Origin of the sequence: Rhizobium sp. PRIMUS64, from assembly GCF_023006465.1 — a bacterium.
Taxonomy (GTDB): domain Bacteria; phylum Pseudomonadota; class Alphaproteobacteria; order Rhizobiales; family Rhizobiaceae; genus Rhizobium; species Rhizobium leguminosarum.
Genome location: NZ_JALBGX010000052.1, coordinates 31,248 through 45,556, shown reverse-complemented (window position 1 = coordinate 45,556; position 14,309 = coordinate 31,248). Strand labels below are relative to the sequence as shown.

The window sequence follows — 14,309 nt, the reverse complement described above, 5'->3', positions numbered from 1 at the left end:
GCTGACTATGGCCGGCGCCGGCTCGTAGCCGATCGGCATCGGGCTGGCGCGATAACCGCCCTTGTCGGGATAGATCGGCTCGCCGGTGCGTCCGAGCGCACCGTCGGCGGACGGCGGATTGCCGTAAGGGTTCCAGACCACGCCATCGAAGGTGCCTGATATGGTGTAACCATAGACGATGCCGAGCAGCTGGCGCTCGCTCGCCCTCGCATCGCAAAGGCGCAGGCGCAGCTGGATCATGCCGAAATTGCGCGCCTGGGTATTGGCAGCAGTGCTCGAGCGGATCTGCTGCCAGGCATAGACGCAGGTGTCGCCGGCCCGGCTGCGGCCGGAGGCGTAACCGAAGGGGCCATAGGCGTTCTGCAGGAAGGTCGCCGACGTCGCCATCGGCACGCTAGGGGCCGAACGGGCCACCTCGCGGGCAATGCCGCTCTCGTTGATCATGCTGAAGCCCGCATTGCCGGTGCCGGGGTTGGCCCCGGAGGCGCCGAAGAACTGGACCTTCAGGAAATTCTGACCAGGCACGGAGGATGACGTAAACAGCGAGATCGTCTGCTCGACGCCGTTTCCACGCTTGCGCTCGACAACACTGACGATCGACGGACCGCCCGGCGGCGGCAGGACCAGCGCTTTTTCCGGCGCCACGGTTTCCGGCCCGGAAGGCTGGCGCACACCGCCCGTCGATGTGCAGCCGGCCATCATGCCAGCCACCGCCACCAGCGATATCGTCTTCCGCAAGCGCATGTCTCGAGCCGCAATCGCCTTTTCAGATATCCATTCGCAAACCGAAACGCGACGGACCTTCGAATCAACGACCACCTGGCCGTTCATCCGACATAAATCGCCTACATGGTTAACGAAGAGTAAAGAACCGGCCGCTGATGTCACCGGACGAACTCTCACTGAACGTTATTCGGACAACTCAACCCAATGATGTGGAAATCAATTTAGCAGCAACTTAATTGCTTTGATTGCGCCTGTCTTCCGCTGGGCGAAAAGCCCGTGGGGAACTATGCCGCATGGCCGGCGTTGCCTTGATGTCTGGGGTAGGAAAAGGAGAACATCCCATGCGCAAGACCATGCTGGCTGCGGCCGCCATACTGACCATCAGCTCCGCCGCCTTCGCGCAGAGCACCGTCATCGTCACAGATCCCGCACCGACCGGCTCCGTCGTATTGCCCGGCGAAGTGCGCACCTATGTGATGGAGCAAAACACGCCGTCCGTCGTCTATGACGGCGATATCGTGGTTGGCACGACGCTGCCCGATACCGTCGAAGTGCACACCGTGCCTGACATGGACGGTTACGGCTATACAGTCGTCAATGAGCGGCGCGTTATCGTCGAGCCGAAGACCCACCGTATCATCCAGGTGCTGGAATAACACGATCGGGAATTGTGGACGTGCGGCCGTATGCCGGCTTCACGTCCGCTCGTCTCCCACCCTCGCCGGTACATTCAAAAGTTCGCGGATCTTATGAGCCAGCTGCTCCAGGCTGAAGGGCTTGGCGAGCAGGGAAACGCCATGATCGAGCACACCATTGTGGACGATGGCATTGCGGGTGTAACCCGTGGTGTAAAGGATCCGGATCGTCGGCCATTTTTCCTGGACGACATCGGCAAGCTGGCGTCCGCTCATCTGCGGCATGACGATATCGGTGAAGATCAAATCGACTGCCGGATTTTCTTCGAGCAACAGAAGCGCCTCTATGCCGCTTGCCGCCTGCAATACGGTGTAACCGAGTTCATGCAGGCTTTCGGCCGTCATGGTGCGGACGTGCTCGTCGTCTTCCACCACCAGGATCGTATCATTGACGCTGCCGTGAGGAATCGGCTGGGTGCCGGCGGCGCCCGACCGGGCGTCCGTCGCGCCGACATGACGGGGAAGATAGATCTTCACCGTCGTGCCCCTGTCGATCTCTGAATAGATCTTGATGTGGCCGCCGCTCTGCTTGATGTAGCCGTAAACCTGGCTGAGGCCGAGGCCGGTGCCTTTGCCGGGTCCCTTGGTCGTATAGAAAGGGTCGAAGGCGCGCTCGATCACCTCCGGCGACATGCCGGTGCCAGTGTCAGTTATGCTGACCATTACATATTGGCCCGCCTCGACCTCCGAATGCATGCGCGAATATCGCTCGTCGAGTTCGGTATTGGCGGTCTCGATCGTCAGATTTCCGCCGCCCGGCATAGCGTCGCGAGCGTTGACGGCAAGGTTCAGGATGGCATTCTCGAGCTGGCTCAAATCGGCAAAGCTCGGCCACAGACCGCCGGCAAGCACGGTCTCGATCCGGATCTGCTCACCGAGCGTGCGCCGCAATAGCTCAGACATGCCGCCGACCAGCTTGTTAAGGTCGATCACCTCAGGGGCGAGCGGCTGCTGGCGCGAGAAAGCGAGAAGACGCGCGGTCAGTACCGCCGCCCTCTGCGCGCCGTCTTTGGCATTCTGGATGGAGTAAAGCAGGCGGGGATCCTCGCTGCCGCTCAGGCGCCGCTGGGCGAGGTCGAGGTTGCCGATGATGATCGCCAACATGTTGTTGAAGTCATGAGCGACGCCGCCGGTCAGCTGACCAATCGTCTCCATCTTCTGCAACTGGCGGACCTGCGCCTGAGCGGCGGCATTCTCTTCCATCTCGTGCCTGAGCTCGGCAGTGCGCTGGACGACTGTCTCTTCGAGGCGCGTGTTGAAGCTGTTGAGCTCACTGCGAAGGCGGCTCTGCCGCTCATGTGCGATAATGATCATCTCCATCAGGCCGACGATGATCGCGGCATTGACGAGATAAGTGGAAAGACCGACCCATTGCCCGGCGCTGACCGGCCAGAAGATGTTGTGCGGCTCGACGAAAAACTGCTGGACGATGAAAGCGGCAAGCAAGGCCGCAACCAGACCCGGCCCGGCCCCGCCTATGAAACTCGCCAGCAATATCGCCGGAAGGAAGCTGAGGAAGGGAAAGCCGGAGAGAGTGTCGCTGGCGGCAAGCCTCAGAAGAAAGGTCAGGCCAACGAAGGCAACGGCCAGCGGATAGGTAAAACCCGGCCTGTGACGCAGCCAATCCGTGGCACTCAGCAAATCCATTCGACACCCCTTCTTACAGCGCCGCCATGTCTTTTCAGACGCGCATAGGACGCTGTAACACTTTGGATTACTGCATAATTTTATCCATAGATCGATTCCGATTTAAGGAATTATGCAGTCGCCGTTGCGGAGACGGCATCCCAGCTTTTGCACATCAAATTTCACCGGGCAATATGCTGTTTCTTGCAGTGCCGGGCACGACGTCTTGACGAGCGGTGCAAGCGGTCCACATAAATCTCCATGCCCGGCGAGGGGAAATGGGTGGACGGGATCATGAAAGACATATTCATCGTCGAAGACGACGCGCTGATTGCCATGCTGCTCGAGGACATGCTTGCCGATCTGGGTTACCGGGTCTGCGCCAGCGCGCCCGATCTGGAGCGGGCGCTGGCAACCGCCAGGGATACGGAGTTCGACGCTGCAATCCTCGACGTCTCGCTTGCCGGGCAGAGTTCGCTGCCGGTCGCAAAGCTGCTCGACGAACGCGGCAAACCCTATCTCTACGCGACGGGATATGGCACTGCACCTGATGGCAGCAGCCCAAGCACGTTGCCCGTGCTGCAAAAACCCTTCCAGCTCAGCGAACTCGAACAGGCGATGAAGCGGCTTACCGAAGCCTGAGCTCCTGTTCAGCGCACCTGATCGAGCAGACGCTTGCATTCCAGGAGGTCGTAGAGCGCCTCCTGCAGCAGCGCCCTGTCTTCCTTGCCGACGCTCGACTTGCCGATCGAGACTTCCTGCTCGTCGTCTCCAGCGACGAAATTGAAGAACCGGCGGGTGATCGGCGGCTTGGCGCGGCCGACAATCTGGTCTTCGTCGGCCATGCCGACGCGCGGTTCCCCGCCAGCCGTATCCTGCACGCCCGACGCAAGCGCCTCGACGCTGGCGAGGTCGCCATGACCGACTGATATGACGAACTTGTTGCCGTTGGTCTTCAGAAGCTTCTGCACACCCTTGATCGTATAGCCATGATCATAGAGCAAATGCCGGATGCCCTTGAGGAGATCCACATCTTCCGGCCGGTAGTAGCGACGGCCGCCGCCGCGCTTCATCGGCTTTATCTGGGGGAAACGCGTCTCCCAGAAGCGCAGCACATGCTGCGGCAGATCAAGATCGTCTGCGACTTCGCTGATAGTGCGAAAGGCATCGGGGCTCTTGTCCAACGTCATACTGCTACGCGACCTCGCGGCTCGATCCAACGGCGACTCATCATATTTCAACGGTTTGGCGCCGACAATTCAAGTCATGTCTCGACGTTGCGCACAAGGATGGACAGTGCGAGAGAGAAAAAAACGCCGTTCCGAAACGAGATGCCGATATCAGGGAGCCGGATTCAGAGGCTTCAGCTTGATCTTGCGAGCGACATGCGCCTTGAGGATGCGCGTCTTCAGCACGTTCGACGCCTTGAAGGTCATGACCCGGCGGGGGGAAATCGGAACTTCCTCGCCGGTCTTCGGATTGCGGCCGATTCGCTCGTTCTTGTCGCGCACCTGAAAGGTGGCAAAGGAAGAAAGCTTGACGGTTTCACCACGCACGATGGCGTTGCAGATCTCGTCGATGACGGTTTCGACCAGTTCGGCAGATTCGGTCCGGGACAGCCCGACCTTTCGGAAAACGGATTCCGCCAGGTCTGCTCGCGTCACTGTCTTTCCGGTCATGGTTTCCCCGCCCATACAAAATATTTTGTGAAATCGCACGAAGAGTATTTGTCTTGCGCCTTACGGTCAAGCTCTTGTTCGCCGCCAGTTTTTTAGGATTCGTGCCTACCAGCGCAGCAGAACCGCACCCCAGGTAAAGCCGCCGCCCATCGCTTCGAGCATCACCAGGTCGCCCTTCTTGATGCGGCCGTCGCCGGCAGCGGTCGCAAGTGCCAACGGGATCGAGGCGGCCGACGTATTGCCGTGCAGATCGACGGTGATGACCACCTTCGCGGCATCGATGTTCAGCTTCTTCGCCGAACCGTCGATAATGCGGCGATTGGCCTGATGCGGCACCAGCCAGTCGAGGTCATCGGCGGTGGTGCCGGTCGAATCGAATGCCGCCTGGATAACGTCGGTGATCATGCCGACAGCGTATTTGAAGACCTCGCGGCCTTCCATGCGCAGCTTGCCGACAGTGCCCGTCGTCGACGGTCCGCCATCGACATAGAGCTTTTCCTTGTGCGAGCCGTCGGAACGCAGATGTGCGGTCAGCACGCCGCGATCGGCAACGGTGCCCTCGCCTTCGGTCGCTTCGAGTATGATCGCGCCGGCACCGTCGCCGAAAAGCACGCAGGTGGTGCGGTCGTTCCAGTCGAGAATGCGCGAAAATGTTTCGGCGCCGATGACGAGAACGCGCTTGGCAAGCCCGCCGCGGATATAGGCATCCGCTGTGGTAACCGCATAGACGAAACCGGTGCAGACGGCCTGGACGTCGAAGGCGAAGCCATGGCTCATGCCGAGGCGGTTCTGGATGTTGACCGACGTTGCGGGAAACGTGTTGTCCGGCGTCGAGGTGGCGCAGATGATAAGATCGATATCGGCAGGCGTCAGGCCGCCATTGGCAAGGGCTGCGCGTGCCGCGGCCTCGCCGAGCGACGCCGTCGTTTCGTCATCGCCGGCGACATAACGCTGGCGGATGCCGGTGCGCTGGACGATCCATTCGTCCGATGTGTCGACGATGGCCTCCATGTCACGATTGGTTATCACGCGCTTCGGAAGCGCTGCTCCGAACCCGCGAACCACTGAACGGATCATCTTTGATTGAACCCCATCGCTCATGCCGCTTCCGGGCCCATCGGGGGCAGCCGCTTGGCGTGATATTTCTTAAGATCGTTTTCTATTTTCTGATTGAGGCCGTTCTTGGCCATGTCGTAACCGACTTCAATGGCGGCGGCGATGCCTTCGGCATTCGCCCCGCCATGGCTCTTGATGACGATGCCGTTCAACCCGAGAAACACGCCGCCATTGACCTTGCTCGGATCGAGCTTCTCGCGAAGCATGTCGAATGCACTTTTGGCGAACAGGTAGCCGATGCGGGCCAGCAGCGTGCGCGACATGGCGGCACGCAGATATTCGCCGATCTGCTTGGCGGTGCCTTCAGCGGTCTTGAGCGCGATATTGCCGGAAAATCCTTCGGTGACGACGACGTCGACTGTGCCCTTGCCAAGGTCGTTGCCCTCGACGAAGCCGGAATATTCGAGCGAATCGATGTTCGCCTCGCGTAACAGCCGGCCGGCTTCCTTGACCTCTTCCTGGCCCTTCATCTCCTCGACGCCGACGTTCAGAAGGCCGACCGTCGGCCGTTCGACCTCGAAAAGCGCGCGCGCCATGGCGCCGCCCATCAGGGCAAAATCCATCAGCTGCTGCGCGTCGGCGCCGATCGTCGCGCCAACATCGAGCACGATGCTCTCACCCTTCAGCGTCGGCCAGATCGCAGCGATCGCCGGACGCTCGATATTGGCCATGGTGCGCAGACAGAATTTCGCCATCGCCATCAGTGCGCCAGTATTGCCGGCCGAGACCGCGACATCGGCGTCACCCGTCTTCACCGCCTCGATCGAGCGCCACATGGTGGAGATATAGCGGCCACGGCGCAGCGCCTGGCTCGGCTTTTCATCCATGGCGACGGCAAGCTCGCAGTCGTGAAAGAGCGATTTTTCCTTGAGTTTCGGAAACTTGGCGAGAACCGGATCGCACTGTTCCTTGAGACCATAGAGAACGAAGGAAATATCCGGATGCCGATCCAGCGCCTTGGCGGCGCCAGGGATGACAACTTGGGGACCAAAGTCGCCACCCATGAGGTCGAGAGATATTCTGATCACGCGTCCCTGATCCTTCTTTCCGCCGAGGGCGAAATTTCGGCCAAAATACCGGTTTTGGCGTCGCTTACAACTGAATTGTGTCAAATGCCAGAGGAGCTTCAGTCCTTTTTCCAGTCCTTGAGGGCTGCGAAAGCCGAGGGCTTTTTGTCCCCCTCGCCGCTATCCTCGATATGGCCGTCGAACTCAATCCCCTCTTTGCGCGGATAGGGATCGATCGCGAGAGCGGCGAATTCGGCAACCACCTCGCCGGCGTCGATCGTATCGCCGACAAAGGTCTCAGGCAGATCGGGACCGTCGGGATCGAGCAGCATCTCGCCGGCGTCGTTGCCGGCCTGGCGGGCAAGCTTGGAACCCTCCGGCACGAAGATCTGCTCGAAGCTCTCGTCGATGGCGGATTCGACCGGCTCCAGCGTCACGACGCAGGACTGGACGATCTTCGCCTGCACGCGGCCCTTGATGCGCACGCCGTCGCGCTTCCAGCGGGCAATCTGCAGATCGGCGCTGAGATCGTCGACGGAGACGACGTTCCAGGTCTCGGCAAGCGCCTTCAATTCGCTGGTGTCGGCCTCGACATGGACTTCGACGGGGTTGGCCGAGATGTGGCCGACCTTGACTTGATAGGAGAAGGGAACATCGTCCCGAGCGTTCTTCATCGTTTCCTCCTTCAGGCGACCGCCGGGAGCGTTACCGAACCGGTGGTGATCACCTCTTCGGGGACGGCGGACAGATGCGATTCTGCGGCCATCATCCATCCGGCGAGGCCGGTCATATCGGCAGGCGCCGAGGTTTCGGGGTAGATATTGCGCTGAAGAGCGACAGCGAGGGCTTCGGCATCGCCTGTGTCCATCGCCTTCGAATAGGCTTCGAGCCGGCCGTAAAACATGCCGGCGAGCTTCTTCATGCGCTTTGGCACGCTGTTGTCGCCGATGCCGAGTTCGCGGATCGAATAGTCGATATCCTGGAAGAAAGCGTCGACGATCTCCTGGGCGATCTCCTGGCCGCTGGTGGCGGAAGCACGTGTGCGGCGAAAAAACAGAATCATCGCAATCGACAGCATCTCGAAACGGCCCATGACCGTATCCGGCACATTGAGCCGCTCATAGATCTCCGGCATGCGCGCGGCGGCCGTCAGGGCCGCATATTGCCTGTCGACGATCGCCTGATTGTTGTTTTTCTTGCGGAAGAGCCCGAAGATCATTGTTTTTTCCGGAAATGCCTCATTCTTCATGCCGGCCGGCGTCTGGCCTTGTTGCATGATTTCGAAAGCTGGTTTACCGAAGCAGGCGCGAATTGCAATGCCGATCATGGCCTGTTTCGGGACGACGCCTTCGATGCGTCAGCGAAGCGAATTCGGGAAATTCGACCCGGAATGGCCACAATGGTTTTGCAGGAGGAAAGCGTGCAAGGCCCCAAATGGCTGCTATCGACACTCAAGGGAGTAGATGTCGTTGAATAAACGGTATTTCAAGTCTGACGTGAAATTCTTCAGCAGCGCGGCCATTGCCTTCATAATCGCCTCCACCACCGCTCTCTCCGGTTGCCAGACCAGCACCGTGCTCAATGGCGGCTACGTCGCCGACCAGCAGTCGCTGAACCTCGTTCCGGAAGGCTCCAGCCGCGAGCAGGTGCTGCTTTCGCTGGGCACCCCGTCGACGACGGCGACCTTCGACGGCGAAGTCTTCTATTACATCTCGCAGCGGCGCACGCGTGCCGTCGCCTTCCAGAAGCTGAAGGTCGTCGATCAGAGCGTTCTGGCGATCTATTTCGACAAGGACGGCGTCGTCAGCCGCCGCGCCAACTATGCGCTGCAGGACGGCAAGGTGTTCGACACGATCGGACGCGTCACACCGACCGGCGGCAAGGAGCTCACCTTCCTGCAACAGATGCTTTCCGGCGGCAGCGCCGCGAGTGCTGCCCGCAGCCTGTTCGGCGGTGGCGCCGGCGGCACGCCGCAGAACCCAAGCAGCCTGCGCTGATCGGACACGCCTCATACGAAAAACCCGCCGGATCGCTCCGGCGGGTTTTTTACTGCATGATTCCTTAAATCGGAGTCGATTTAAGGATAACATCATGCAGCCATTCAAAGTGTTACAGCGTCCTTTGCGCGTCTAGAAAGACGCGCGGCGCTGTAATGGCCTCTGCTTCGGCGTGAAGTGCACCACGCCAAGGCGGCGTTGTTTATCCGGCGAGAACGGCAAGCAAGAGCAGCGCGACGATGTTGGTGATCTTGATCGCCGGGTTGACGGCAGGGCCGGCGGTATCCTTGTAAGGATCGCCGACGGTATCACCGGTGACGGAGGCCTTGTGTGCATCCGAGCCCTTCATGTGGCGCACGCCGTCCTTATCGACGAACCCGTCTTCGAAGCTCTTCTTGGCATTGTCCCAGGCGCCGCCGCCCGATGTCATCGAGATAGCGACGAAGAGGCCGTTGATGATGACGCCGAGCAGCGATGCGCCGAGGGCGGCAAAGGCGGAGGCCTTGGAACCGGAGATGAGAAGAACGCCGAAATAGACGACGATAGGCGCCAGCACCGGCAGCAGCGACGGCACGATCATCTCGCGGATGGCGGCCTTGGTCAAAAGGTCGACCGCCCTGCCGTAATCCGGCTTTTCCGTGCCTTGCATGATGCCGGGCTTTTCCTTGAACTGACGGCGCACTTCCTCGACGATTGCGCCGGCAGCACGGCCGACGGCGGTCATGGCGATGCCACCGAAGAGGTAGGGAATGAGACCTCCGAAGATCAATCCCGCCACCACGTAAGGGTTGGAAAGATCGAAGGAAATTTCGCCGATGCCGGCGAAATAAGGGAACTTGTCGCCATTCGCTGCAAAATATTTGAGGTCGTAGGAGTAGGCAGCGAAGAGAACCAGGGCGCCGAGACCGGCGGAGCCGATGGCATAACCCTTGGTGACGGCCTTGGTCGTATTGCCGACGGCATCGAGCGCATCAGTGGATTTGCGCACCTCCGGCGGCAGATGCGCCATTTCGGCGATACCGCCGGCATTGTCCGTCACCGGTCCGAAGGCGTCGAGCGCGACGATCATGCCGGCGATGCCGAGCATCGCCGTGACCGCAATACCGGTGCCGAACAGGCCGCCGAGCTGGTAGGTGGCGAGAATGCCGCCGACGATGACGATCGCCGGCAGCGCCGTCGATTCCAGTGAGACGGCTAGGCCCTGGATGACGTTGGTGCCATGACCGGTGACCGAGGCCTGGGCGATCGAGACGACCGGACGCTTGCCCGTGCCGGTATAATATTCGGTGATCACCACGATCAGCGCAGTGACGACGAGGCCGACGATGCCGCAGAAGAAGAGGTGCGCGCCTGATATGTCGGCGCCTCCGACGGAACCGATCGATCCCCAGCCTATGGTGAGCGAAGTGGCAGCACCAAGTCCGACGATCGACAGTAGGCCGGTGACGATGAGGCCCTTGTAGAGAGCGCCCATGATCGAGCCGTTCGAGCCGAGCTTGACGAAGAAGGTGCCGATGATCGAGGTGATGATGCAGGCGCCGCAGATCGCCAGCGGATAGACCATCGCAGACTGGAGGATCGGCGCGCCGGCAAAGAAGATCGCAGCGAGAACCATGGTAGCGACGACTGAGACCGCATAGGTCTCGAAAAGGTCGGCGGCCATGCCGGCGCAGTCGCCGACATTGTCGCCGACGTTATCGGCAATCGTTGCCGGGTTGCGCGGATCGTCTTCGGGAATGCCGGCTTCCACCTTGCCGACCAGATCGCCGCCGACATCGGCGCCCTTGGTGAAGATGCCGCCGCCGAGACGGGCGAAGATCGAGATCAGCGAAGCGCCGAAGCCGAGCGCCACCAGCGCATCGATGACTTCGCGCGAGCCGCTCTCATGGCCGAGCCCGACGGTCAAGACCGTATAGTAGATGGAGACGCCGAGCAGCGCCAGGCCAGCCACCAGCATGCCGGTGATCGCACCCGACTTGAAGGCGATGTCGAGGCCGGCGGAAAGGCTGACGGAAGCCGCCTGGGCGGTGCGCACATTGGCGCGGACGGAAACGTGCATGCCGATGAAACCGGCAGCACCGGAAAGCACGGCGCCGATCAGGAAGCCGATCGCGGCCTCGGCGGAAAGAAGCAGCCAGGCTAAAACGAAAACAACAACGCCGACAATGGCAATGGTTTTGTACTGGCGCGTCAGATAGGCTTGAGCGCCTTCGCGGATATAGCCCGCGATCTCCTGCATGCGGCTATTGCCCTGATCGGCGGCAAGCACCGACCGGGTTGCCCAGGCGGCATAAACCACCGAGAGCAGACCGCATGCGATTACGCATAAAAGAATCGTCATTTCGCTCTTTCCTCCCATAGGCCGGAGATCACTCCTTCTCCGGCAGATACGCCGCCGAATCGCCTTCCTCTCCACAGAAATGCCACAGCTAAGCGTTGCGGAGATTGCGTGGTCGATCACGTGGCGTCAAGACCGCAACGGGCGAAAACCATTGCGGTGCGAAGAAAGAAGCGGGAGGACTATTTGGCGGCGAAAGACTTATTTCTTCGCCTCGCCGCGAACCTGCTTTGCGATGCGGTCGAGCACGGCGTTTACGAGCTTCGGCTCGTCGTCATCGAAGAAAGCCTGGGCGATCTCGACATATTCGGTAACGATGACCGCCACCGGAACGTCCTTGCGGTCGGTGATCTCGAAGACGCCGGCGCGCAGGATGGCGCGCACGGTGCTGTCGAGGCGCGACAAGGCCCAATCATCCTGCAGGGCTGCGGCAATCAGCGGATCGAGGCGGACCTGATCGCGCACGACGCCGGAGACGATGGAACGGAACCAGGCGGCATCGGCCTTCAGATAGGTCGCGCCGTCGAGTTCCTGGCCAAGACGGTGCGCCTCGTATTCGGCTACGATCTCCAGAACGCCGGTGCCGCCGACATCCATCTGATAAAGTGCCTGAACGGCAGCAAGACGGGCAGCGCCCCGCTGGTTTGCAGTCTTGACCGGCCGTTCCGTCTTGTCGTCGTTCATTCGTTATGCACCCAGTTTCTGCTTCAGCTCGATCATGGTCAGAGCTGCACGAGCGGCAAATCCGCCCTTGTCCTTGTCCGAGCGGCGCGCGCGCGCCCATGCCTGTTCGTCGTTTTCGACGGTCAGGATGCCGTTGCCGATGGCAAGGGACTCGCTGACCGCGAGATCCATCAAGGCGCGCGAGGATTCATTCGACACGATATCGAAGTGATACGTCTCGCCGCGAATGACCATGCCGAGGGCGACATAGCCGTCATAATGCGTTCCGCCATTGTCGTCTCCATCGAGCGACATGGCAATCGCCGCCGGAATTTCCAGTGCGCCGGGGACGGTGACGACCTCGAAGGTGGCGCCGGCCTCTGTCAATGCGAAGGTCGCGCCTTCGAGCAGGGCGTCGGCCATGTCGTCGTAGAAGCGGGCCTCAACGATCAAAATATGGGGAGCGGTCTCTCTCGACATGGTTCACCTTCGGTTGGCGGGACATTTTCCCACTCGGCAGCCCGCGGTCAAAACATGCCTTCGTCCGAATGGCAAGCAATTTCGCCCGATGCCGCAATACGAAAGAGGAAATATCTGCAAGGGGATAGCACCACCACGGATCCACAGCTGGGCAAGCTTCCAAAACCGACTTTCCGCGATGCCTCGAAAGCGGCAATTCGAAGGCAGTTTTCATGAACAATTCTTAACGTATTTTCAGTGGCTTAACCCATTGAATCGCGGAAGGGAGAGCGCCAATTCCATGTCGTGACGCAGACGATCCCCTGCAACGACAGCCGACCGTCTAAGCAGATGAAAGGATACAAATCATGCACCGCGTTCTCACCATCACCCTCGCTGCCGCCCTCTCCTCCCTCGCCTTTGCCGGCGTCAGCCGGGCCGAAAGCCTCGGAATGAACACCCCTCAAGGCATCGAACAGACGCTCAGGGGTTTCCAGGGCAATGATTTCAATGTCCAGGAGGTTTACAACTGGCGCAACTTCGACGACGAGACGAGCGGCCCACACTCGGCACCGCTGCGCTCCGGCGAGGCTATCCGTGGCATCCAGGCGTCGATCGATGCCAACAGGTCGCTTGCCCACCGTCTCAACAATGAAGGTGTCAACATTCGCAATGTGGTCAACGCCGAGCAGGCGGCCGATGGAAGCATAACCTTCTACGTTCGTTGACGGCTCCAGCGCATAACCTCGAAAATCGGAACGATCTTCGGGGGTATGCGTGGGTCGAAGTGATAGAGCGTCCTTCACGCGTCCTATTCGACGCACGGCGCTCGAAGCATGGGCGGCGGTCTCCTCTCCGCCCATGCTGGGGATATCAGAGATAAGCATTGAATTTTCCTGGGATGACGGCTTCTCTTGCTGAAACAGGAGGGCGTCATGGCAACGGAACCGAAGGCGGTGATCAATCCCGCCGATCTCAAGCTCGACCACTGGAAACAGGGCGAGCTCTATGAAAGCACCGACACCTCTTTCGGTGCGCTTCTTGGCTTGGCCAGCCTCGGCGTCAGCTACAACGAGGTACCTCCCGGCAAATCAGGCTGCCCCTTCCACAACCACCATGTCGAAGACGAGCTCTTCTATGTGATCGCGGGCTCTGGCGAATATCGCTTCGGCGACGCGCGCCATGTTATCAAGGCGGGCGACGTGCTCGGCGCGCCGGCCGGCGGGCCTGAAACGGCGCACCAGATCATCAATACTGGCACGGCCACACTCGTCTATCTCGGCATTTCGACGATGGCGAAGACCGAGATCGTCGAATATCCCGATTCCGGAAAGTTCCTTGCCAAAACGAACTGGGCCAAGACCAACAGGGACAATACAGAAACCAAGCGCTTCCGTCATATCGGACGGCCGGAAGGCGATCTCGACTATTGGGACGGCGAGCCCGGCGCCTGAGGACACGTTTTTTCACAAGGACCCCATGTGACCGACATTCCAACCCTCGAAACGGCGCGGCTGACGCTTCGCCCTCACCGCCTCGACGATTTCGACGCGCATGCGGCACTATGGGCGGACGAGGATGTCGTGCGCTTCATCACCGGCGTGCCATCGACACGCGAGCAGAGCTGGAGCCGCATGCTACGCGTTGCCGGCATGTGGCATCATATGCGCTTCGGTTTTCTGGCGATCGTCGAAAAGGAGAGCGGCCGGTTCATCGGCGAAGCGGGCTTCCTGGAAGCCCGGCGCGAGATGGAACCCTCGATCGAGGGGACGATGGAGGTCGGCTGGGCGCTGATGCCCTCGGCGCACGGCCGCGGTTATGCCACCGAGGCGCTGACCGTCCTGATCGGCTGGGCGGAAACGCATTTCCCGGGAAAACCGATGAGCTGCATCATCAGTCCCGAGAACCAGGCCTCATTGCGGGTCGCGGCCAAGCTCGGCTTCCGCGAGACGGCGCGCACGCAGTACAACGGCGATATCATTCAATTTTCGCGTTAGAGCGCC

At 60.5% G+C, this 14,309-nt stretch carries 17 protein-coding genes; 6 read left to right on the top strand and 11 right to left on the bottom strand.

The genetic code is table 11. The annotated features are described in order from the left end of the window. A partial coding sequence (bcsN, locus tag MOV76_RS20660) for a cellulose biosynthesis protein BcsN (RefSeq protein ID WP_247265178.1) occupies positions 1-744 on the bottom strand: 744 nt, incomplete at its 3' end. A 323-nt stretch (positions 745-1,067) separates the two neighbouring features. Here bcsN and MOV76_RS20655 point away from each other — a divergent pair. After that, positions 1,068-1,382 (top strand): DUF1236 domain-containing protein, encoded by a 315-nt coding sequence (locus tag MOV76_RS20655; RefSeq protein ID WP_018070485.1) that lies wholly within the window; start codon positions 1,068-1,070, stop codon positions 1,380-1,382. A gap of 39 nt (positions 1,383-1,421) precedes the next feature. On the opposite strand, the gene MOV76_RS20650 is transcribed toward MOV76_RS20655, so the two are convergent. Continuing rightward, positions 1,422-3,068 (bottom strand): ATP-binding protein, encoded by a 1,647-nt coding sequence (locus tag MOV76_RS20650; protein ID WP_018447483.1) that lies wholly within the window; start codon positions 3,066-3,068, stop codon positions 1,422-1,424. Positions 3,069-3,341: 273 nt separating this feature from the next. Between MOV76_RS20650 and MOV76_RS20645 the strand changes: the two genes are divergently transcribed. Continuing rightward, on the top strand, positions 3,342-3,689 hold the full coding sequence (locus MOV76_RS20645; RefSeq protein ID WP_018447482.1) for a response regulator: 348 nt from the start codon (positions 3,342-3,344) through the stop codon (positions 3,687-3,689). A gap of 8 nt (positions 3,690-3,697) precedes the next feature. On the opposite strand, the gene MOV76_RS20640 is transcribed toward MOV76_RS20645, so the two are convergent. The 6 genes from MOV76_RS20640 to MOV76_RS20615 form a co-directional block, all read right to left on the bottom strand. Then, entirely contained in the window at positions 3,698-4,237 is a 540-nt protein-coding gene (locus MOV76_RS20640) for a MerR family transcriptional regulator (protein ID WP_018447481.1), read from the bottom strand. A 150-nt stretch (positions 4,238-4,387) separates the two neighbouring features. After that, the gene (locus MOV76_RS20635) at positions 4,388-4,726 is read right to left on the bottom strand and encodes an integration host factor subunit alpha (protein ID WP_018241528.1); all 339 of its coding nucleotides are present in this window, start codon (positions 4,724-4,726) and stop codon (positions 4,388-4,390) included. 105 nt (positions 4,727-4,831) lie between these two features. After that, the gene (locus tag MOV76_RS20630) at positions 4,832-5,803 is read right to left on the bottom strand and encodes a beta-ketoacyl-ACP synthase III (protein WP_047621648.1); all 972 of its coding nucleotides are present in this window, start codon (positions 5,801-5,803) and stop codon (positions 4,832-4,834) included. A 20-nt stretch (positions 5,804-5,823) separates the two neighbouring features. Continuing rightward, on the bottom strand, positions 5,824-6,870 hold the full coding sequence (gene plsX / locus MOV76_RS20625; protein ID WP_020397442.1) for a phosphate acyltransferase PlsX: 1,047 nt from the start codon (positions 6,868-6,870) through the stop codon (positions 5,824-5,826). Positions 6,871-6,968: 98 nt separating this feature from the next. Then, positions 6,969-7,523: a DUF177 domain-containing protein gene (locus MOV76_RS20620; RefSeq protein WP_018447478.1), complete on the bottom strand. Its 555-nt coding sequence runs from the start codon at positions 7,521-7,523 to the stop codon at positions 6,969-6,971. An 11-nt stretch (positions 7,524-7,534) separates the two neighbouring features. Continuing rightward, positions 7,535-8,176 (bottom strand): ubiquinol-cytochrome C chaperone family protein, encoded by a 642-nt coding sequence (locus MOV76_RS20615; RefSeq protein WP_018241524.1) that lies wholly within the window; start codon positions 8,174-8,176, stop codon positions 7,535-7,537. A 136-nt stretch (positions 8,177-8,312) separates the two neighbouring features. Here MOV76_RS20615 and MOV76_RS20610 point away from each other — a divergent pair, with 136 nt between their 5' ends. Next, a complete protein-coding gene (locus MOV76_RS20610) occupies positions 8,313-8,846 on the top strand; it encodes an outer membrane protein assembly factor BamE (protein ID WP_003547220.1) in 534 nt (177 codons plus the stop codon). Positions 8,847-9,048: 202 nt separating this feature from the next. Here the strand turns inward: MOV76_RS20610 and MOV76_RS20605 are convergent, their stop codons facing one another. The 3 genes from MOV76_RS20605 to ribH form a co-directional block, all read right to left on the bottom strand. Continuing rightward, positions 9,049-11,187, bottom strand: a complete 2,139-nt coding sequence (locus MOV76_RS20605; RefSeq protein ID WP_130652156.1) for a sodium-translocating pyrophosphatase — start codon at positions 11,185-11,187, stop codon at positions 9,049-9,051. A gap of 198 nt (positions 11,188-11,385) precedes the next feature. Beyond that, positions 11,386-11,868 (bottom strand): transcription antitermination factor NusB, encoded by a 483-nt coding sequence (nusB, locus tag MOV76_RS20600; protein WP_018241520.1) that lies wholly within the window; start codon positions 11,866-11,868, stop codon positions 11,386-11,388. A gap of 3 nt (positions 11,869-11,871) precedes the next feature. Further along, positions 11,872-12,327 carry a 6,7-dimethyl-8-ribityllumazine synthase gene (gene ribH / locus MOV76_RS20595; protein WP_018241519.1) on the bottom strand — a complete coding sequence of 152 codons (456 nt, stop codon included), beginning with the start codon at positions 12,325-12,327 and terminating at the stop codon, positions 11,872-11,874. A 347-nt stretch (positions 12,328-12,674) separates the two neighbouring features. Here ribH and MOV76_RS20590 point away from each other — a divergent pair, with 347 nt between their 5' ends. The 3 genes from MOV76_RS20590 (at position 12,675) to MOV76_RS20580 (ending at position 14,303) form a co-directional block, all read left to right on the top strand. Further along, positions 12,675-13,034, top strand: coding sequence for a hypothetical protein (locus MOV76_RS20590; protein ID WP_028733638.1), 360 nt, complete (start codon positions 12,675-12,677; stop codon positions 13,032-13,034). A gap of 207 nt (positions 13,035-13,241) precedes the next feature. Further along, entirely contained in the window at positions 13,242-13,760 is a 519-nt protein-coding gene (locus tag MOV76_RS20585; RefSeq protein ID WP_247265177.1) for a cupin domain-containing protein, read from the top strand. A gap of 27 nt (positions 13,761-13,787) precedes the next feature. Beyond that, positions 13,788-14,303, top strand: a complete 516-nt coding sequence (locus MOV76_RS20580) for a GNAT family N-acetyltransferase (RefSeq protein WP_247265176.1) — start codon at positions 13,788-13,790, stop codon at positions 14,301-14,303. Positions 14,304-14,309 lie beyond the last annotated feature (6 nt).